Source organism: Frankia sp. RB5, from assembly GCF_059816245.1.
Genome location: NZ_JCBATA010000059.1, coordinates 17,132 through 35,414 on the forward strand (window position 1 = coordinate 17,132; position 18,283 = coordinate 35,414).

Annotated in this window: 19 protein-coding genes; 12 read left to right on the forward strand and 7 right to left on the reverse strand. The window is 73.4% G+C overall.

What is annotated here, in order from left to right; genetic code table 11:
• Positions 1 to 615: 615 nt before the first annotated feature.
• From murI to rdgB, 4 genes are read left to right on the forward strand one after another with little or no spacing between them, the layout of a single operon-like run.
• The gene (murI, locus tag AC6EXY_RS25445) at positions 616 to 1,509 is read left to right on the forward strand and encodes a glutamate racemase (RefSeq protein WP_101832314.1); all 894 of its coding nucleotides are present in this window, start codon (positions 616 to 618) and stop codon (positions 1,507 to 1,509) included.
• A complete protein-coding gene (locus tag AC6EXY_RS25450; RefSeq protein ID WP_101832315.1) occupies positions 1,506 to 2,252 on the forward strand; it encodes an MBL fold metallo-hydrolase in 747 nt (248 codons plus the stop codon). The genes murI and AC6EXY_RS25450 overlap by 4 nt, the downstream gene beginning before the upstream one ends.
• 25 nt (positions 2,253 to 2,277) lie before the next feature.
• Positions 2,278 to 3,027 carry a ribonuclease PH gene (gene rph, locus AC6EXY_RS25455; RefSeq protein WP_499818304.1) on the forward strand — a complete coding sequence of 250 codons (750 nt, stop codon included), beginning with the start codon at positions 2,278 to 2,280 and terminating at the stop codon, positions 3,025 to 3,027.
• Entirely contained in the window at positions 3,024 to 3,638 is a 615-nt protein-coding gene (gene rdgB / locus AC6EXY_RS25460) for an RdgB/HAM1 family non-canonical purine NTP pyrophosphatase (RefSeq protein ID WP_499818303.1), read from the forward strand. Before rph ends, rdgB begins: the two co-directional genes overlap by 4 nt.
• A 68-nt stretch (positions 3,639 to 3,706) precedes the next feature.
• Here rdgB and AC6EXY_RS25465 read toward each other — a convergent pair whose 3' ends face one another.
• The 7 genes from AC6EXY_RS25465 to AC6EXY_RS25495 all read right to left on the reverse strand — a co-directional run bounded on the left by AC6EXY_RS25465 (position 3,707) and on the right by AC6EXY_RS25495 (position 9,570).
• On the reverse strand, positions 3,707 to 4,654 hold the full coding sequence (locus AC6EXY_RS25465) for a PLP-dependent cysteine synthase family protein (RefSeq protein WP_101831876.1): 948 nt from the start codon (positions 4,652 to 4,654) through the stop codon (positions 3,707 to 3,709).
• Positions 4,655 to 4,675: 21 nt separating this feature from the next.
• A complete protein-coding gene (locus tag AC6EXY_RS25470; RefSeq protein WP_101831875.1) occupies positions 4,676 to 5,008 on the reverse strand; it encodes a MoaD/ThiS family protein in 333 nt (110 codons plus the stop codon).
• 179 nt (positions 5,009 to 5,187) lie between these two features.
• The gene (locus tag AC6EXY_RS25475; protein ID WP_499818302.1) at positions 5,188 to 5,592 is read right to left on the reverse strand and encodes a M67 family metallopeptidase; all 405 of its coding nucleotides are present in this window, start codon (positions 5,590 to 5,592) and stop codon (positions 5,188 to 5,190) included.
• A 54-nt stretch (positions 5,593 to 5,646) separates the two neighbouring features.
• Positions 5,647 to 6,186, reverse strand: a complete 540-nt coding sequence (locus AC6EXY_RS25480) for a DUF2017 domain-containing protein (RefSeq protein WP_101831873.1) — start codon at positions 6,184 to 6,186, stop codon at positions 5,647 to 5,649.
• Between the two features lie 760 nt (positions 6,187 to 6,946).
• Positions 6,947 to 7,237, reverse strand: a complete 291-nt coding sequence (gene clpS / locus AC6EXY_RS25485; RefSeq protein ID WP_101831872.1) for an ATP-dependent Clp protease adapter ClpS — start codon at positions 7,235 to 7,237, stop codon at positions 6,947 to 6,949.
• A 79-nt stretch (positions 7,238 to 7,316) separates the two neighbouring features.
• Positions 7,317 to 7,985, reverse strand: coding sequence for an NUDIX hydrolase (locus AC6EXY_RS25490; RefSeq protein ID WP_243407515.1), 669 nt, complete (start codon positions 7,983 to 7,985; stop codon positions 7,317 to 7,319).
• 184 nt (positions 7,986 to 8,169) lie between these two features.
• A complete protein-coding gene (locus AC6EXY_RS25495; protein ID WP_499818301.1) occupies positions 8,170 to 9,570 on the reverse strand; it encodes a nicotinate phosphoribosyltransferase in 1,401 nt (466 codons plus the stop codon).
• Positions 9,571 to 9,681: 111 nt separating this feature from the next.
• Between AC6EXY_RS25495 and AC6EXY_RS25500 the strand changes: the two genes are divergently transcribed.
• The 8 genes from AC6EXY_RS25500 (at position 9,682) to AC6EXY_RS25535 (ending at position 18,216) form a co-directional block, all read left to right on the forward strand.
• Positions 9,682 to 10,008 carry a hypothetical protein gene (locus tag AC6EXY_RS25500; protein WP_243407514.1) on the forward strand — a complete coding sequence of 109 codons (327 nt, stop codon included), beginning with the start codon at positions 9,682 to 9,684 and terminating at the stop codon, positions 10,006 to 10,008.
• A 169-nt stretch (positions 10,009 to 10,177) separates the two neighbouring features.
• Positions 10,178 to 11,674 (forward strand): helix-turn-helix domain-containing protein, encoded by a 1,497-nt coding sequence (locus tag AC6EXY_RS25505; RefSeq protein WP_101831870.1) that lies wholly within the window; start codon positions 10,178 to 10,180, stop codon positions 11,672 to 11,674.
• A gap of 8 nt (positions 11,675 to 11,682) precedes the next feature.
• Complete coding sequence (locus AC6EXY_RS25510; RefSeq protein ID WP_101831869.1) at positions 11,683 to 12,675, forward strand: NAD-dependent epimerase/dehydratase family protein; 993 nt, start codon at positions 11,683 to 11,685, stop codon at positions 12,673 to 12,675.
• A gap of 140 nt (positions 12,676 to 12,815) precedes the next feature.
• The gene (locus AC6EXY_RS25515) at positions 12,816 to 13,262 is read left to right on the forward strand and encodes a hypothetical protein (protein WP_499818300.1); all 447 of its coding nucleotides are present in this window, start codon (positions 12,816 to 12,818) and stop codon (positions 13,260 to 13,262) included.
• Between the two features lie 586 nt (positions 13,263 to 13,848).
• Entirely contained in the window at positions 13,849 to 14,331 is a 483-nt protein-coding gene (locus AC6EXY_RS25520; protein WP_101831224.1) for a transporter, read from the forward strand.
• Between the two features lie 95 nt (positions 14,332 to 14,426).
• Positions 14,427 to 16,676, forward strand: coding sequence for an ABC transporter permease (locus AC6EXY_RS25525; RefSeq protein ID WP_499818299.1), 2,250 nt, complete (start codon positions 14,427 to 14,429; stop codon positions 16,674 to 16,676).
• The gene (locus tag AC6EXY_RS25530) at positions 16,673 to 17,521 is read left to right on the forward strand and encodes an ABC transporter ATP-binding protein (protein WP_101831222.1); all 849 of its coding nucleotides are present in this window, start codon (positions 16,673 to 16,675) and stop codon (positions 17,519 to 17,521) included. The genes AC6EXY_RS25525 and AC6EXY_RS25530 overlap by 4 nt, the downstream gene beginning before the upstream one ends.
• A complete protein-coding gene (locus AC6EXY_RS25535) occupies positions 17,521 to 18,216 on the forward strand; it encodes an ABC transporter ATP-binding protein (protein ID WP_101831221.1) in 696 nt (231 codons plus the stop codon). Before AC6EXY_RS25530 ends, AC6EXY_RS25535 begins: the two co-directional genes overlap by 1 nt.
• Positions 18,217 to 18,283: the final 67 nt, after the last annotated feature.

Here is an 18,283-nt window from a genome sequence, read left to right on the forward strand (position 1 = left end):
GCGTCCGTACGCCGAGGGTCGAGGACGCACGCCGTTTCCGCGCGGGACGCGGACCAGCCGGACCGCCTCTGGACGCTCGCTGGCCCGACGGTGCCGGTCGGGACATCCAGCAGGGATGCCCCGACCGGGCGCCGCCGAGACCGAGGAGCGACTGGGCATCGCGGGTCGGGGACGGATGGGATCGACCCGGACACCACAGTCGCATCCTCAACCTACCTGCTCGATAGCGTGTAGTCACTGATCGATTACAGGCAGTTCTAGCCTACACCCCGTTTGCCGGTCCTCAACCCGTATGCCGAGGCCCGCCACGCGCCATTCGTCGGCCGAGGGGGACTCGGGCCGTCCGTCCGAGTTCCCACGACATGACCCGAATTCCGTGCTTTGTCCGCGCCTTCGGCACCCCGCCGCCTGTCTTCCCGGCCACACATCGTCCGCGCGCGGCACACCCCCCGCCGTCCGTGGGTAACAGGAGGCCATGAGACCCGACGAACGCGCCCGCCACGCCGGACAGATCCGCCGGACGGGCGACCTGGGCGTAGTGTCCGACATTGGACAAAGGTTTCGTGATGACAGCCACAGGGTGAGCGCCGGGTTTCCGGCTTAGTCTGATCGCTCATGAGCGGGGCGCCGGTCGGAGTGTTCGACAGCGGGGTGGGCGGTCTCACGGTGGCGCGCGCCATTCTCGACCAGCTTCCGCATGAGCCCCTGCTCTATCTCGGCGACACCGCGCGGGCACCGTACGGACCACGACCGATCGCCGACGTGCGCAGCTATGCGCTGGAATGCCTGGATCGCCTGGTGTCGGAGGGGGTGAAACTGCTTGTCATCGCCTGCAACACCGCCAGCGCCGCCTGCCTGCGCGACGCCCGCGAGCGCTACGACGTCCCGGTGGTCGAAGTGATCATGCCTGCGACCAGGCGGGCGGTCGCCGCCACCCGCAGCGGGCGGGTCGGCGTCATCGGCACGGTGGCCACGATCGGCAGCCGGGCGTACGAGGACGCGTTCACCGCCGCGGCCGGGATGGAGCTCACCAGCGTCGCCTGCCCCGCGTTCGTGGACTTCGTCGAGCGGGGTATCACCTCCGGGCGGCAGCTGCTCGGCCTGACCGAGGCGTACCTCGCACCGCTGCAGGAAGCGGACGTCGACACGGTGATACTCGGATGTACACACTATCCGGTGCTGACCGGCGTGATCGGCCTCGTCATGGGCGAGGGGGTGACGCTGGTGAGCAGCGCCGAGGAGACGGCGAAGGACACCTACCGGGTGCTCGCCCGGGAGGGCCTGTTCCGCGACCCCGACCTGCCGCCCCCGGATCACCGCTTCCTGACCACCGGCGATCCGGCGACCTTCGCCCGGGTGGGGCGCCGGTTCCTTGGCCCCGAGCTCGCCAGGGTCTCGGCGGCGCCGCCGGCGTCGCCACCCGCCAGGACCACGACCCCAGTCGTCTGGCCCGCCCACACCGGGGCGGATCAGGATCCCTCCCAGCGAAGCCCGGTGGTGCCACGGTGAAACTGACGATTCTCGGCTGTTCCGGCACGTACCCCGGCCCGGCCTCCGCCTGCTCGTCCTACCTGGTCGAGTCGGACGGCTTCCGGCTCGTCGTCGACGCGGGCAACGGTTCGATGGGCGAGCTGCAGAAGCACTGTGACCTGCGCGACATCGACGCCGTCCTGCTCAGTCACCTGCACGGGGACCACTGCCTCGACCTGGTCGCCAACTCCTACGCGCGGCGCTACCACCCCGAGGGGATGCCGCCGAAGCTGCCCGTCTACGGGCCGATCAACACCCAGGAACGGCTGTGCGGCGCCTTCGAGAAGTGGCCGGAGGACAGCCTCGCCGACATCTACGACTTCCGCACGATCGGCGCCGGCTGCCTGCACGTCGGCCCGTTCCGCATCGACCTCACCCGGGTGGCCCACCCGATCGAGGCCTACGGCGTGCGCGTCACCGCCGGGGACAAGGTGCTGACCTATTCTGGCGACACCGGCGCGTGCGACCGGCTCGTCCGCCTCGCCCGCGACAGCGACCTGTTCCTGTGCGAGGCGTCCTTCCTCGACGACGAGGACAATCCCCCGGACCTGCACCTGACCGGCCGGGAGGCCGGCGAGCACGCCCGGCGCGCCGACGTCGGCCGGCTCGTGCTGACCCACCTCGTGCCCTGGGGCAACGCCGCGCGCACCGAGGAGGAGGCCGCCGGCGCCTACGAGGGCGAGCTGACCCTCGCCACCCCCGGGGCCGTCTTCGAGCTCTGAGGTCGCCCGCCGGTAGTGTCGCGGGGTGACACGAGTCGATGGCAGAAAGCCGGATGAGCTGCGACCGGTGACGATCCAGCGCGGCTGGCAGGAGCAGGCCGAGGGATCCGCCCTGATCACCGCGGGCCGCACCAGGGTGCTGTGCGCCGCGTCGGTGACGACCGGGGTGCCGCGCTGGCGCAAGGGCAGCGGACTGGGCTGGGTGACCGCCGAGTACGCGATGCTGCCGCGGGCCACGAACACCCGCAACGACCGCGAGTCCGTGCGCGGCCGGGTCGGCGGACGCACCCACGAGATCTCCCGGTTGATCGGGCGCAGCCTGCGGGCCTGCATCGACCTCGCCGCTCTCGGCGAGAACACGATCGCCATCGACTGTGACGTCCTGCTCGCCGACGGCGGCACCCGCACCGCCGCGATCACCGGCGCCTACGTCGCCCTCGTCGACGCGGCCCGCTGGCTCGACCGGCCGAAGGCGATCACGACGAGCATCGCCGCGGTGAGCGTCGGCGTCGTCGGCGGCGAGCCGATGCTCGACCTCGCCTACACCGAGGACTCCACCGCCGACACCGACATGAACGTGGTGTGCACCGGCGCGGACGGCTTCGTCGAGGTCCAGGGCACCGCCGAGGGCGCCCCGTTCGACCGTTCGATGCTCGACAGTCTGCTCGACCTGGCGGTACGCGGCTGCGCCCAGCTCACCGCCATCCAGACCGAAGCCCTGCGCGGCCCGGCCCCCGCCGGCCCCGCCCGCCCCGACGGGACCCGCCCCCGATGACGACGAAGATCGTGTTGGCCAGCCGCAACGAGGCCAAGCTCGTGGAGCTTCGGCGCATCCTGGTCGCGAGCGGCCTCGACGTGGAGCTCATCGGCCTGCCTGACGGCGAGGAGGTCGCCGAGACCGGCACCACCTTCGCCGAGAACGCCCTGATCAAGGCGCGGGCGGCGGCCGAGCTGACCGGCCTGCCCGCCGTGGCCGACGACTCCGGCCTCACCGTCGACGAGCTGTCCGGGATGCCCAGCGTGCGCTCCGCCCGCTGGTCCGGCCGCCGCGACGGCACCCGGGTCGAGCGGGACGAGGCGAACAACGCCCTGCTGCTCGCCCAGCTCGACGACGTCCCGCCAGCGCGGCGCGGCGCCGCGTTCGTCTGCGCCGCCGCCCTGGTCACCCCCGGCGGCGTCGAGCGGGTCGCGCACGGCGAGCTGCGCGGTGTCCTGCTCACCGAGCCCCGGGGCGACCACGGCTTCGGCTACGACCCGCTGTTCCTCGCCGACGGCCAGACCCGCACCAACGCCGAGCTCACCGCCGCCGAGAAGGACGCCATCAGCCACCGCGGCCGCGCCTTCCGCGACCTCACCACCGTCATCGCCCAGGTCCTCGCCGACTGAGGCTCACCGATCCTGGGGCGGCGCCGCGACTGACGGCGGGGCGCCGCGGTCCCGCGGGACCGCGGCGCTCACGCCCAGAGCTGGCCTTCGAGGGCGGCCTCGGCCTCCTCGAGGGTGCCGGCGTAGGCGCCGGTGGACAGGTACTTCCAGCCGCCGTCGGCGACGATGAGCGCGATGTCGGCTCGCTGGCCCTCGCGGACCGCCCGCTCGGCCTGGCCGAGGGCGGCGTGCAGGATCGCCCCGGTGGAGATGCCGGCGAAGATGCCCTCCTCCTGGACCAGCTCGCGGGTGCGCCGCAGCGCCTCCCGCGGGCCGACCGAGTAGCGCGAGGTGAGCACGGAGGCGTCATACAGCTCGGGCACGAAGCCCTCGTCGATGTTGCGCAGCCCGTAGACGAGCTCGCCATAGCGCGGCTCGGCGGCGACGATCGTGATCCCCGGCACGTGCTCCCTGAGGTAGCGGCCGGTACCCATCAGCGTGCCGGTGGTGCCGAGGCCGGCGACGAAGTGGGTGATGCCGGGCAGGTCGGCGAGGATCTCCGGGCCGGTCGTCTCGTAGTGCGCCTGGGCGTTCGCCGGGTTGCCGTACTGGTAGAGCATGACCCAGTCCGGGTTTTCGGCGGCGAGGCGCTTGGCGACGGCGACCGCCTCGTTCGAGCCGCCGGCGGCCGGCGAGAACCGGATCTCGGCGCCCCACATCTGCAGCAGCTGCCGGCGCTCGACGGAGGTGTTCTCCGGCATCACGCAGATCAGCCGGTAGCCCTTCTGCCGGCAGGCCATCGCCAGTGAGATGCCCGTGTTGCCGGAGGTCGGCTCGAGGACGGTCGCCCCGGGGGTGAGCAGCCCGCGCTTCTCACCGTCGGCGATCATCCACAGCGCCGCCCGGTCCTTGATCGACCCGGTCGGGTTGTCCTGCTCGAGCTTCGCCCACAGCCGGACCTCCGGCGACGGGGACAGGCGCGGCAGCCCGACGAGCGGGGTCCGGCCGACCGAGTCGGCCAGCGAGTCGAATCGCATGTGTCGGACCTGCCGCTCGCGTCAGATCCGCCGGTGGCCCGGACGGGAGGACGGCACGGGCAGGGCGTCGACGCCACCCCCGGCGACCGCCGGCAGGATCGTCACCTCGTCGCCGTCACCGAGCTTGGCGTCGAGGCCGCCGAGGAAGCGCACGTCCTCGTCGTTGATGTAGATGTTGACGAAGCGGTGCAGCTCGGCACCCTCGTCGCCCGCCACCAGCCGGCCGCGCAGCCCACTGTGGCGGGAGTCGAGGTCGAGGAAGAGCGCGGCGAGCGTGTCGCCCGTGCCCTCGACCAGCTTCGCCCCTCCCGTGTAAGTACGCAGGATCGTCGGCACACGGACCTGGACTGCCATGATGCTCCTTTCGCGAGTGCCCGCGGTCGGGCTCGACCGAGGCGCCGCCCGGCTGGGCGGTGGTGATACGGCAGGCGGAGGCCCGCAGGGTCAGAATGCCCGCCGGATGCGGCGGCTGTCCCCCGATCGGCCCGCGCGGTCCGTCCGCGCTCCCGACCCATCCCCAACGCCGCCGGGGCTCAGACGATTTCCACCGGTTCCTCGGTGACCTGGCCGTCGGCGATCCGGAAGGACCGGAACTCGGTGCTGTCGGGCTCCCGGGTCGACGCCAGCACGTAGTGGGCGCCGGGCTCGGCCGCCAGGGAGATGTCGGTGCGCGACGGGTACGCCTCGGTCGCGGTGTGCGAATGGTAGATCACCACGGGCTCCTCGTCCCGGTCGTCCATCTCCCGCCACACCCGCAGCTGTTCCATCGGGTCGAAGCGGTAGAACGTGGGCGAGCGCTCGGCGTTCTCCATCGGGATGAACCGCTCCGGCCGGTCCGAGCCCACCGGCCCCGCGACGACGCCACACGCCTCGTCGGGATGGTCACGCCGGGCATGGGCGACGATCGCCTCGTAGCAGGCGCGGTCGATACGCAGCACAGGCACACCGTACGTCGCCGACGGGCTGGTCTGGGCGCTCTGGGCGCGGGCGGGCTAGACCAGGGCGCGCAGCAGATCGTCGAGCAGCACGGTGAGGTAGTCGTACACGGCCGCCATCGGCCGGCGCGGGTCGTCCGGGTCGAGCTGCGCCAGCTCCACGGCCGAGTCGTCGTCAGTGAGCTCGAGCTGGGTCCCGAGCACGAGCCGGACGTCGTTCAGGGTGGTCAGCCAGTCCTGCGCGGCGTCCTCGTCGAGGACGAGCGCCTGCCCCGGCCCGGGGATCGCGGCCAGCACCCGGCGGGCCGCGGTCCGCTTGCGGGCGAGCAGGTCGTCGGTGCGCCGGCGCCGGAAGTCCCCGGAGGCCATCGGGTCCTCGGGGTACGGGTCGGGCAGCAGCCGGGCGAGCGCCGGATCGTCCGGCGGCGGGGGCGCGGTGTCGCGCAGGCCCACCAGGGCCTCCAGCGGGTCGTCCACCGGCGGCGGTTCGAGCATCGCCTCGATGTGGCTGACGAGCTCGGACAGCAGGGCCGCCACCGGCTCGGTCAGCCGCAGCTCGATCCCGGCTCGGGTCCGCCGGAAACCGTCAGCGGTCACGTCCTCGCGTCCTCCGTCGCTGCGCGCCTCGCCGTGCCCGGATGTGCGGCCCCGGCTCCTCGGAGGACATCTGACACCTCGGAGGACATCGGTACCGCGGGGGACGGCAGCTGCCAGCCTAGTGCAGCCGTCGGCACCCCGGAGCCGCCGATGGTGACGCTGCGTGGCGTTCGGCCGCGCCGCGCCGGCCGATCCCGGCCGTCGCGGCGGCGGGTCTCCTCCGAACGGGCTACCGCGCACCGGCGTCGCACCAGCCACTACCCCGAACGGGGTAGCTCAGCTGAACTACCCGGAACCCGGCGGATCGTCCGCCCACGGAGGCCAACCAGTCATGAGCCGACCGCGACCGCCCGCATCGCGACCGGCACGCCGTGTCGCCCGCCCCGGCCCGGCGACCGGAAAACCCCGGCCCGGCCGCCGAATTCGGGGCGCCGGCCGGCGCCCACCGGCCGGAAATCCCGCGCCCCCGCCCGGGTCGCCCGGAATCGGCGCCCGGACGCCGTTCCGAAATCCCCCGCGAGCATTGTTCCAACCATTCAACGAGCTGTTTTCGGCCTTCCGTGCGACCTCAGGCCGGTCTGGCCTGCGTGCCGCCCGGGACGGCCATCCGGAATAGCCCACCCGTGCACCTGCGGTGGAATCACCGACCGGCGCCGGCCCCAACCACCAGATCAGGCAGATGAACTGGAGACCATCCGTTGGCCGCCAATTGTTCCGCGTGAGTGTGCCGGGCGGGCGGCCGGGCGGCCGCGGTGGAGGCTCAGTCCTGGGCGATGGTCGCCCACAGCCCGTAGGCATGCAGGCGCTCCGCGTCGGCCTCCATCTCCTCCCGGGTACCGGTGGCGACCGACGCGCGGCCCTTGTGGTGGACGTCGAGCATCAGCTCGTGCGCCCGGTCCCAGCTGTAGCCGAACAGCTTCTGGAAGACGTACGTCACATAGGTCATGAGGTTGACCGGATCGTTCCAGACGATCGCGACCCACGGCCGATCGTCGTCGACGGACTCGTCAACCTCCTCGACGTCGAGAGGCGACACGGCGGTGACAGACACGGGGTCTATTGTTACGCGTTTCCCACGCCCCGACCCGCCGCCAGGCCCGCGTCGGCGACCCGTCGGACCCCGCGGGCCCTCAGACGGACCGGCGCAGCAGCGGCGGATGCAGCGCCGTCGCCATCCCGCGCCGGTACAGCTCGGCGGGCCGCCCACCCCCGCGCGGCGAGGTACGCCGGCCCACCGGGACCACGAACCCCGGCGTCGAGAGCACCTTGCGGCGGAAGTTCGGTGCGTCGAGCCCGACGCCCCAGGCCGCCTCGTAGACGCGGCGCAGGTCGGCCAGGGTGAACTCGTCCTCGCAGAACGCGGCGGCCAGCGGGGTGTACTCGAGCTTCGCCCGGGCCCGCTCGACCCCGTCGATGACGATCCGCCGGTGGTCGACCGCCAGGATCGGGCCGCCGGGCGCCGCCAGCTCCTCCACCGGCCACCAGTGCCCGTCCGGGCGACGCGCCGGCCGCGGCGGGGGCTGCGGCAGGTTGGGCAGCAGCGCCAGGTAGGCGACGCTGACCCCGCAGGTGAGCGGTTCGCGGCGCTGGCCGCCGTACGTGCGCAGCTGCTCCAGATGGCCGGTGCCGGTCACGCCGGTGGCGTCGACGAGGCGGCGGGCGGCCGAGGCGTCGAGGTCCTCGTCGCCGTCGACGAAGCCGCCGGGCAGCGCCCAGTCGGCGGGCCGCCGCGCCCGCTGGATCAGCAGCACGCACAGCCGCCCGGCGCGCAGGGTCAGCAGCACGAGGTCGACGCTCACGGCGACCGCGGGCGGCGTGACGGTGGCGGAACCGTGACGACGGCCGCGGTCGCCGACGGCATCGGCGTCGCGGGAAACCCGGGCCGGGTCCGGCGGTGAGGCGGGCGGCACCCCTCCAGTCTGGCCACCCTTCCCACCGCGGCACGAGCGACCTCCCCCGGCCGGGAGGGCCGGGGGGCGCGGGTCAGGGCCGGGCGGCGTGGACCACGGGGAGGCAGGGCTGGCCGAAGCGCACGTCGCGGGCGGCCGGGCCGAGGGTGGCGAGGGCCAGGGCGTGATGCTCGCGGGCCCGCCGGGTGCCGGCCGGGCCGATCAGGCCCTCGTCGGCCAGCTCACCACCGGTCATGACCCGTACGAGCAGCTCGCGGTCACGGGACGCACCGCCCTCCACGCGGGCGGGATGCGGGTCGCTGGGAACGCCGGCGGGCAGGACGACGTCGGCGACGGCACGGCCGGCGGGGTCGTGCCGGCGCAGGACACGCTTGCGACCGCCCCGGGTCCCCTTGCCCACCGAGCGCTTCGCGACGGGCTCGCCGTCGACCGCGACGAGCTTGTAGACGAAGCCGGCGGTGGGCGCTCCGGACCCGGTGACCAGGCTGGTACCGATCCCGTAGCCGTCCACGGGCGCGCCCGCGAGCCGGGCGACGGCGTGTTCGTCGAGGTCGCCGGTGGCGATGATCCGGGTGTCGGTGGCGCCGAGGGCGTCGAGCTGGGCGCGGCCGGCGAGGGCGAGGGCGCCGAGGTCGCCGCTGTCGATGCGGATGGCACCGAGCTGCGGGCCCGCCGCGGCCACGGCCGCCGCGATGCCGGCGGTGACGTCGTAGGTGTCCACGAGCAGGGTGGTGTCCGCGCCCAGGGCGGCGACCTGGGCGGCGAACGCGTCGGCCTCGCTGGGATGCACGAGGGTGAAGGCGTGGGCGCTGGTGCCGGCGCTGGGCACCGCGTACGCCCGGGCGGCGGCCAGATTGGAACTCGCGGTGAAGCCGGCGAGGTAGGCGGCGCGCGCGGCGGCGATGGCCGCGGCCTCGTGGGTACGCCGGGTGCCCATCTCGATGCAGGGCCGTTCGCCGGCGGCGGCGACCATCCGCGCGGCGGCGGCGGCGATCGCGCTGTCGTGGTTGAGGATTGACAGGACCAGCGTCTCCAGCAGCACCGACTCGGCGAAGGTGCCCTCGACGACGAGCACCGGCGCCCCCGCGAAGAACGGCTCGCCCTCGGCGAACGCGCTGATCTCGCCGCGGAAGCGGTAGTCCGCCAGCCACGCTGCGGTGGCGTCGTCGACGGTTCCGGCCGCGAGCAGCGCGCCGATCTCGTCCGGTCCGAAGCGGAAGTCGGCCAGCGCGGCGAGCAGCCGGCCGGTCCCGGCGAACACGCCGAAGCGCCGCCCGGGCGGCAGGGCGCGGGTGAAGACCTCGAAGACCACGCGTCGGTGCGCGGCGCCGGAACGCAGCGCCGCCCGCAGCATGGTCAACTCATAGTGATCGGTCATAAGTGCCGTGGACATCCGGAACAGAGTAGGGACGACCCAGGCGAGATGCGCGCCGAAGACGAGGACGCGGGTGACCGGTGAGGTGGGGTTCACCATGCCGGGCGCGTGTTGGTCCGGCGGTGGGACGGGGGGGATCCCGCATGATGTCCCTCACACCCGCCGCGGCCTCGCGCCGCCCACGCCACCGACATCCGGGAGCACCTCCACGTGACGACGCTCGCGATCGCCGCCGCCGCGCGGGACGGGCACGCGGGGGCGTGGGCGCGGCCCGTCCGCCGGCGACCGCAATACGACGGGACTCCGTCAGTCGCTTCACAGCGCTATGCGATGGTCTTCTCCGTGGACCACAGCAATGCCGGCATCTTCATCATCGTGGTGGGCGGCGCGTTGCTCGCGCTGCTCGTACTCGGCCGCCGTGCGGGGCGGAGTATCGCGATGGACATCTGGCATCGAATCGGCATCTTCCGCTGGATACTCGTCGCCATCGTCATAGTGATCATTCTTGATCTTTCTGACGGGCTGCCGAACCAGTGAAGGCCGGGAAGTCGGGACCACCGCCGCATAACGCAAGGCACCGAAGATGTTGCAGGACGCCACCAGGCAGCCTCCGGACGGAGCAGTCGATTTGTGTCACTGCGCTCCAAGATGCCCGACTCGTTATGCTCACTTCGCGTAACACGATTGTCGGACGAGAGGACAGCAGGTGACTGGTCACACCTGGCTCTGGACGCCGCCGCGGGCCACTCCAGCCAGCGTCGGCGTCGGCCAGCTCCTGAGGGCGTACCGGCAGGCGCACGGACTGACACAGCAGCAACTAGCCGACCGGCTGGGCTTTGATCAGTCCTATGTGTCGAAGGTCGAGAGCGGTCGGCGCGCCATCCATGACATCTCGACGCTGCGCCACATTGCCCGCAACCTGTCGCTGTCCCCCGAGGACGTGGGTCTCGCGCCGGGAGCGATGGCGGACCGCCGCCGCGACAGCGCCCCCCGCAGCCCCGCGGCTGAGCAGGTCGCGGCCAGCCAGCGCACCTGGCGGCTGACCAGGGACCACCTCAACCACCACCGGATCAGCCTGGCCCGCGCCGCCGTGCGGCTCTACCCGGAGACCGACCGGCTCGGCAGCGGCCTGCTGGCCCGTCCCGGCTGGGTCTGGGACCGCCCGGTGGACATCGACGACGTCGCCCTCGCCTGGCGCGACGACGTCGAGCCGCCGATGATCAGGGGCGACGAGCCGGAGACCGCCGGCAGCCGCCCGCTGCTCGGCGGCGGCAGCCCGCAGAACCGCTACCAGCGCTACACCCGGGCGATGCGTGACCTCGACCGGCCGACCCTGTTCGAGAACCGGCTGAGCTTCCGGCTGCTGGACATCGGCGGCGACGGCACGGCCGCCGCGTCCGCCGGCAACCGCCCGGCGCTGGACTTCGGCCACACGACCTACTTCGACGCGGTCGACGTGTGCGAGACGGTCGCGCACGAGGCCGCGGCCGCGATGGCCGGTTCGGGACTGTCGTGGCCCGCGCTGCCGTTCCGGGCGCGGATCGGCGATCCGTTCGACTTCGGCCGGCGGGTCGCGCTGCCGTCCATCAACACGCTGACGATCCGGCACGACCGCGGCGGCACGGCGAGCTTCTTCCTGCACCGGCGCAGCGCCGGCTCGGTGGCGACCGCCGGCGGGGTGTACCACGTGATCCCGGCGGGCGTCTTCCAGCCGTCCGGCATCACCTCCGTGCACCACGCCGCCGACTTCGACCTGTGGCACAACATCGCCCGTGAGCTCAGCGAGGAGCTGCTTGGCAACCCGGAGCACGACGGCAGTTCGTCCAGCCCGATCGACTACGAGGCGGACGAACCGTTCCAGTCCTTCGAGCAGGCCCGCCGGGCCGGCTCGATGCGGGTGTCGTACTTCGGCGTCGGTGTCGACGCCCTGACGTTGTTCGGCGAGATACTCACCGTCGTGGTCATCGACGCCGACGCCTTCGACAAGATGTTCGGCGGCATGGTGCAGAGCAACACCGAGGGCTCCGTCGTGACCGTCGGCCCGGGCCGGCTGGTGACGGAGGGCATTCCGTTCACCCACACCGCCCTGCGCCGGCTCGTCGACACCGAACCCATCGCACCGTCCGCCGCGGCCTGCCTCGAACTCGCCTGGCGCCACCGGGAGACCCTGCTCCCAGGGCTCCGCGCACGGATGGCGTCCTGACCCGGCACATGCGCGTACTCGTCACCGGCGCCTCCGGGTTCATCGGCAGCGTGGTCGCGGACGCGCTCGCTGCCGCCGGGCACGCCGTGACGGCGATGGTCCGCGACCGCGGCGCCTCGGCCTTCGCGCCGGGCGTCAAGGTCGTGGTCGCGGACCTGCTCGACCCGCCGACGCTGACCGCCGCCGGGGTGGAGCGCGGCTTCGACGGGGTGTGCCACCTGGCCGCCCTCACCCGGGTGCGGGAGTCGCGGACCGCCCCGCTGCGCTACTTCCAGGCCAACCTCACCGGCACGGCGAACCTGCTGGCCGCCCTCGAGGTCGGTACCGAGCGCACCGGTGTCGCGCCGGCCTTCGTGTTCGGCTCCAGCTGCGCCGTCTACGGCGACATCGACCTCACCGGCGTGCCGGAGAGCCGCCGACCGGACCCGTCGAACCCCTACGGCGCCTCCAAGCTCGCCGCCGAGCGGCTGCTGGCCCACCAGGCCGGCACCGGCCTGATCGGCGCCGTGATCCTGCGCTCGTTCAACGTCGCCGGGGCCGTCGAGGGCCGGTTCGACCACGACGACAGCCGGATCATCCCGGCGGCGATCGCCGTGGCCAGCGGGCGGACCGAGGTCTTCCGCGTCAACGGGGACGGGCAGGCGCTGCGTGAGTACGTCCACGTCGGGGACATGGCGACGGCCTACCGGATGGCCCTGGAGGTGGCCGGGCCGGGCCGCTGCTCGGTCTACAACGTGGGCAGCGGCACCGGGGTGAGCGTGATCGACGTGCTCGCCGCCGTCGGCCGGATCAGCGGGCATCCGGTACGTCGCGTGCACTGCCCGCCCGTCGCCGAACCGAAGGCGCTCGTCGGCGACAGCCAGCGCATCCGCACGGAGCTGGGCTGGAGCTCGCCGCGCTCGGGCATCGACCAGATCGTCGCCGACGCCTGGCGCCACGGCCGCGCCGCCGGCGGCACCGGCGTGCCACCGCGCCAGCGCAACGTGCCGATCATCACCTGACGCCAGGATCACGGTGGTCCGGCGGCCGACTGGCCTGCCGTCCCCGTGGCCTACCCGTAACCTATGGCGAAGTGTCACCCCTGGGCGTGGTACCAGCGCATTCGACCGTGGGAGTTTCCGGCCCGCGCAACAATATGATCATGACAGGCTTTCCCGACCCCGAAGGGCTGGCTGTGATGGTGGCGGACCGACACGTGGGCCTACGGCCCTGCCATGTCTACGACTACGACGGCGAGTACCTCGGCTCCTTCAGCAGCTGGACCGCGGCGCACGAGTGGGCGCACCTGCAGGCGGCGATGGGCGGCGTGCCCGGACCGCTGGAGGTCGAGGACCGCCTGCGCGGGCAGCGCCGGCGGGTGTGGGTCGACCGCTGCGCCGACCTGGTCACGGCCGCCGCCGGCGCCGCCGTGGCGCCCACCCCCGCGAACCCGGCCCTGCCGCCCAGCCCAGCCCTGCCCCCCAGCCCAGCCGCCGGCGTGGCACCGCGGGCGAGCGGGCGGCCCACCGCCGCGGAGGGCTCGGCCGTGCTCTGCGACGTGCTGGACGCACCGACCGTCATCCCCGTCCAGCCCCGCCACTCGGACTGAGCCACGCTGAGTGACGCCCCGCCCCGGCGGGCGCGGGCGGATGGCCCGAACCGGGCGGGACCGTCGCCCCCAGGCGGGCCGCGGATCGACCCCCCGGAGGGGGCGGTGCTCCGGCCTGCCCACGGCCGCGGCCCGCACCCCCGGCACGCCCGTGCCGCGCTCCGGCCGCCGCCGGGTCCCAGGCGGGCCGGGCCGCCCCGGCCTGCGTCGATGCCGACGTCGGGACCGGCGTCGTGAGCCGCCGCGGCCACCCACCCCACGCGAGGCGGCACCACCCGGACCCTGGCACGTCGGGGTCAGACGTCCTGGGTCGACATCCACCCGCATAGAGCGCAGACTGTCCGCGAACGGACATAGCACATGGTCGTCCCCGCGGCTTGGCCTATCGTCATATACCGAATGCGACGAAGCTTCCCGTGCCGCCGGAGCTCGCCGAGAACATCCGAGGGCCACCCGACAGAGCACCTGTGCAGCTCCGCACACTAATCTGACGTCTGTCGTGGCCCGGATCATCTTCCGGGACGGGCGCGCTGCGGGGGCACCGCCCGCACGACCGATGACGAGACGCTCCTTGGGGGAGACGAAAGTGGACGAGCAGACCGCCGGGACCGGTAACCCGCGGCCCACCTCGCGGCTGGTAGTCGACGTGGTCCGGGCACTGCGCGGATGGGTGGTGGCGGCGGCGGGTGGCGTTCTCCTCCTCGGCTGCTACCTGGGCGTGTCCAAGGAATCGGACGTCGCGCTGCAACTACCGTACGTGGTTTCAGGCGGTTTCGGCGGACTCGCCCTGGTGCTGATCGGCAGCGCGCTGCTGGTCGCCGACCGCTTCGACGCGGCCCGGGTCGCCCAGGCGCGCACCGTGGGCCAGGTCGACGACCTGCACTCGCTGATCATCGCGGCCGCCACCTCCGGGCTCGGCACGGACGGCGACCCCGCGGCGCCGGGCACGGCCTCCTACCAGCAGCCCCAGCCGACGGCGCAGCACAACGCCTACGCGGGCGCGTCCGGCGCCGCGCAGGGGAACTCGGGCCGGCCCGCCGGGTTCGGCGCGCCCGGCCCGCGCGCCTGACGCCGCGCCGCCCACCGCGTCACGACGGCGAAGGCGAACGACACCGTGATCGAACTTGACCCGGCCGGCGGCGACACGCCCCCTGGAGATGCCCGGTGACCAGCATCGACCTGGCTCTGGCCGGCATCTCCCTGGGCGCGATCGCCGCGTTGTCCGGCATCGGCCTGCTGGTCACCTATCGCACCAACGGCGTGCTGAACCTCGCTCAGGGCGGCATCGCCACCCTGGTGGCGTACGTGTTCCGCGAGATGGTCGTCGAGTGGAGCCTGCCGAAGTGGCTGGCCGCCGTCATCGCCCTGTGCGTGCTCTCGCCCGGCATCGGCCTGCTGCTGGAGCGGCTGGTGTTCCGGCCGTTGGCACGCCGGCGCGCCTCCGCCGCGGAGTCGCTGGTCGCGAGCCTCGGCGTGCTGGTGCTCACCCTCGGCATCACCGCGGGGATCTGGGGGCTCGGCTCGCGCAGTGACGCTCCGAGCATCTTCCCGGCCTCGTCGGTGCGCCTGTTCGGCGACACCCGGATCGGCATCGACGCCCTCGTCGAGCTGCTCATGGTCGTCGTGTTCGCGGTCGCGCTCGGCCTCGTCGCCGCGAAGACCGCGTTCGGCCGCCAGATCCGCGCCGTCGTCGACGACCGCCAGCTCGCCGAGCTGTCCGGCGTGCCGGCCGACAAGGTCGCCGCGGCCGGCTGGGCGGCCGGCACGACGATGGCCGGGCTCACCGGCGTGCTGCTCGCCCCGCGCTTCCAGCTGACGCCCTACGGGCTGACGCTGCTGGTGCTGGAGACGTTCGCCGTGGTCGTGGCGGCGCGGCTGGCGAGCATGCCGGTCGCGGTGCTCACCGCGCTCGGTATCTCCATCCTGCAGAGCGAGCTCAAGCAGTTCACCCTGCACGGCGACGCCGGGCAGGTCCTCACCGTCCTGCAGTCGAACCTGTTCATCGTCGCGCTGCTGGTGCTGCTGCTCGCGGTGCCGAGACTGCGGGAGCTCGGCGGTGGCGACTCGGGCGCGACGGCGAGCTTCTCCAGCCGCGGCGCGCCGCCGTCGGGGCGGGTCGGCGCGGCCCGGACCCGCCAGGACTATCTGGGCAGGCTGGCCGGCGCCGGGCTGCTGCTCGCGCCGCTGACGTTCGCCCCCACCGACCTGCGCTCGGCGTTCATGGTGCCGGCGCTCGGGCTGATCTTCCTGTCCATGGTGATCGTCACCGGCTACAGCGGGCAGCTCTCGCTGGGCGTCGCCGGGTTCGCCGGGCTGGGCGCGCTGCTGTCGATCAAGATGGCCAACGGCGACCTGTTCGGCCTGCCGGCGGTGCCGGGCATCTGGGCGATGTTCATCGGCGCCCTGCTGGTGGCCCCCGTCGGGTTCGTCACCGGCTATCCGGCGATCCGCCGCCGCGGCCTCACGCTGGCACTGACGACGTTCGCCGTCGGCGCGGTCGTGAGCCGCTTCGTCTTCGAGCAGCCGACGTTCGCCAGCGGCCTGTACCTCGACCCGCTGACACTGTTCGGCTGGGAGCTGTCGGACAAGGCCTTCTACGTCTTCGAGCTGTTCTGCCTCGGCCTCGGCCTGCTGGTGGTGCGCAACCTGCACCAAGGCCGGCTCGGCCGGGCCCTGCTCGCCGTGCGGGACCACTCCGGCGGCGCGGCGGCGGTCGGTGTTGACGTGCGCAACCTCAAGCTGCTGGCCTTCACCGTCTCCGGCGTCGTCGCCGGGCTCGGCGGCACGCTGCTGGTGCACAGCAGCTACTCGTTCAACGCCGACGACTTCGCCCCGCTGCAGAGTCTGCTGTGGTTCACCGCGGTCGTCGTGTTCGGCGCGGACAGCGCCGTCGGCGCCATCGTCGCCGCCGCGTTCATCGTGACGATCGACGTGCTCGCCCCGGACGGCACGTCGACGCTCGCGATCGGCATCCTGGCGCTGGCGTTGGGCTGGATGCCGGGCGGTCTCGCCTCCGCCGTACGCGGCATGCTGCGGCTGCTCGCCCAGTACCTCGCCGACAGCTTCGTCGATCCCAACCAGCGCGCGCCCCGGCCGGTGCCGGTGCGCATCTCGGCCGTCGGGCACCTGCCGGCGACCACCGGCATCACCGGCAGCACTGGCATCCCCGGCATCGGCTCGACCCTCGGCGCGGCCCGGGCCGGCCACTACGCCCGCTGGCCACTGTCCGCCGCGCCGGCGACCGTGCCCTTCTCCGACGCCCGGCTGACCCCGTTCGGCGCCGAACTGGTGGCGATGGTCCACCGGTACGCGGCGAGCAGCCGCGCCGTCGGCGTCGAGACCAGCGCGCGCGCTGGCGTGCCGAGCCCCGCGCCGCCACCGGATGGCGGATCGTTCCCGGGAGGTGGGCGATGAGCCGCGGAGTACTGCAGGCCGTGGGCCTGGTGCGCCGCTACGGTGGGCTCACCGCCGTCGACCACGTCGACCTGGTCGCCCCACCCGGCATGATCACCGGCCTGATCGGGCCGAACGGCGCCGGCAAGTCCACCCTGTTCAGCCTGCTCACCGGGGTGGAGCAGCCGGACGAGGGCAAGGTCATGCTCGGCACCACCGACATCTCGAAGATGCGCCCCGACATCCGCTCCCGGCGCGGCCTGGTGCAGACCTTCCAGGTCCCGTCGCTGTTCCCGACCCTGACCGTGGCCGACAACCTCCTCGTCGGCGCCGAGAACCGCCGCCGCGACTACGCCGGCGGCCTGCTCGGCCTGTCCGCGCCGGGCCGCGGCCGGACGAGCCGCCTGGCGGAGGGGGTCCTCGAGAAGCTCGGGCTCGCCCCCAAGGGGCCGGTGACCCAGGTCGTCGAGGAGGTACTCGAGTCCCTCGGCCTGTCCGACGTCCGCGACACGATCGCCGGGACGCTGCCGACCGGCGCGCTGCGCCTGGTGGAGTTCGCCCGCGCGCTGTGCGCTCGCCCGGACATCCTGCTGCTCGACGAGCCGGCCAGCGGCCTGGACGCCGAGGAGACCGCCAAGCTCTCCGAGCTGCTGCGGCGCACGGCGGCCGAAGGCGTCGGCATCCTCATCGTCGACCATGACGTCGACCTGGTGTTCTCCGTCGTCGACCAGGTCTACGCGATGGTCGGCGGCCGGGTCGTCGCCTCGGGCGACCCGCAGGAGGTCCGAGGCGATCCGACCGTGCGGTCGGTCTACCTGGCGCAGGCGCCGCTCGCCGCCGCCGCCAGCCAGCCTGGGGAGGCGTGATGACAACCGCGACCGCGGAACTCCGGCTGGCCGACGCCCGCGCCGGCTACGGCACCGTCGAGGTGCTGCACGGCCTCGACCTCGCGATCCCCGCCGGGAAGGTGACCGCCCTGCTGGGCACCAACGGCGCGGGCAAGTCCACCACCCTGCGGGTGCTCGCGGGCCTGATCCCGCTGCGCTCGGGCACGCTGACCTGGCGCGGCGAGGACATCACCCGGATGTCCACTGTCGACCGGGCCCGGCGCGGGCTCATGCTCGTCCCGGACGAGCGGGCCGTGTTCGCCACCCTGTCGGTGCGGGACAACCTGCAGATCATCGCCGAGACCAGCGGGCATCCCGACATCACGCCCGCGCTGGAGAGCTTCCCCCGGCTGCGGGAACGGCTCGCCCAGCGGGCCGGATCGATGTCCGGCGGTGAGCGCCGGATGCTGGCGCTGGCCCGGGCGCTGCTGGCCCGCCCGTCGGTGCTGATGGTCGACGAGCTGTCCCTGGGCCTGTCCCCCAAGGTCGCCGCGGACCTGTTCGGCTGGCTCGCGACCGTCGCCGCCTCCGGCACCACCGTCCTGCTCGCCGACCAGTACACCGACCAGGCGCTGGCCATGGCCGACCTGGTCTACGTCCTGCACCGCGGCGAGCGCTCCTTCGTCGGAACGCCGGCCGAGTTCACCCACGGCGCGGCCGCAACCCCCGCCTGACCCCACAACGCACTGGGCCCCGGCCCTGGCCACGCCCTCCTCTCGGGAGGCGTGGCCCGGACCGGGG

Excerpts from the sequence above, each read along its gene's own strand:
- AC6EXY_RS25510 (WP_101831869.1), top strand. The coding sequence starts at position 11,683 with ATGCGCGTACTCGTCACCGGCGCCTCCGGGTTCATCGGCAGCGTGGTC.
- AC6EXY_RS25530 (WP_101831222.1), top strand. The coding sequence starts at position 16,673 with ATGAGCCGCGGAGTACTGCAGGCCGTGGGCCTGGTGCGCCGCTACGGT.
- AC6EXY_RS25535 (WP_101831221.1), top strand. The coding sequence starts at position 17,521 with ATGACAACCGCGACCGCGGAACTCCGGCTGGCCGACGCCCGCGCCGGC.
- AC6EXY_RS25515 (WP_499818300.1), top strand. The coding sequence starts at position 12,816 with ATGACAGGCTTTCCCGACCCCGAAGGGCTGGCTGTGATGGTGGCGGAC.
- AC6EXY_RS25495 (WP_499818301.1), bottom strand. The coding sequence starts at position 9,570 with ATGGTGAACCCCACCTCACCGGTCACCCGCGTCCTCGTCTTCGGCGCG.
- AC6EXY_RS25470 (WP_101831875.1), bottom strand. The coding sequence starts at position 5,008 with ATGGCAGTCCAGGTCCGTGTGCCGACGATCCTGCGTACTTACACGGGA.
- rdgB (WP_499818303.1), top strand. The coding sequence starts at position 3,024 with ATGACGACGAAGATCGTGTTGGCCAGCCGCAACGAGGCCAAGCTCGTG.
- AC6EXY_RS25465 (WP_101831876.1), bottom strand. The coding sequence starts at position 4,654 with ATGCGATTCGACTCGCTGGCCGACTCGGTCGGCCGGACCCCGCTCGTC.
- murI (WP_101832314.1), top strand. The coding sequence starts at position 616 with ATGAGCGGGGCGCCGGTCGGAGTGTTCGACAGCGGGGTGGGCGGTCTC.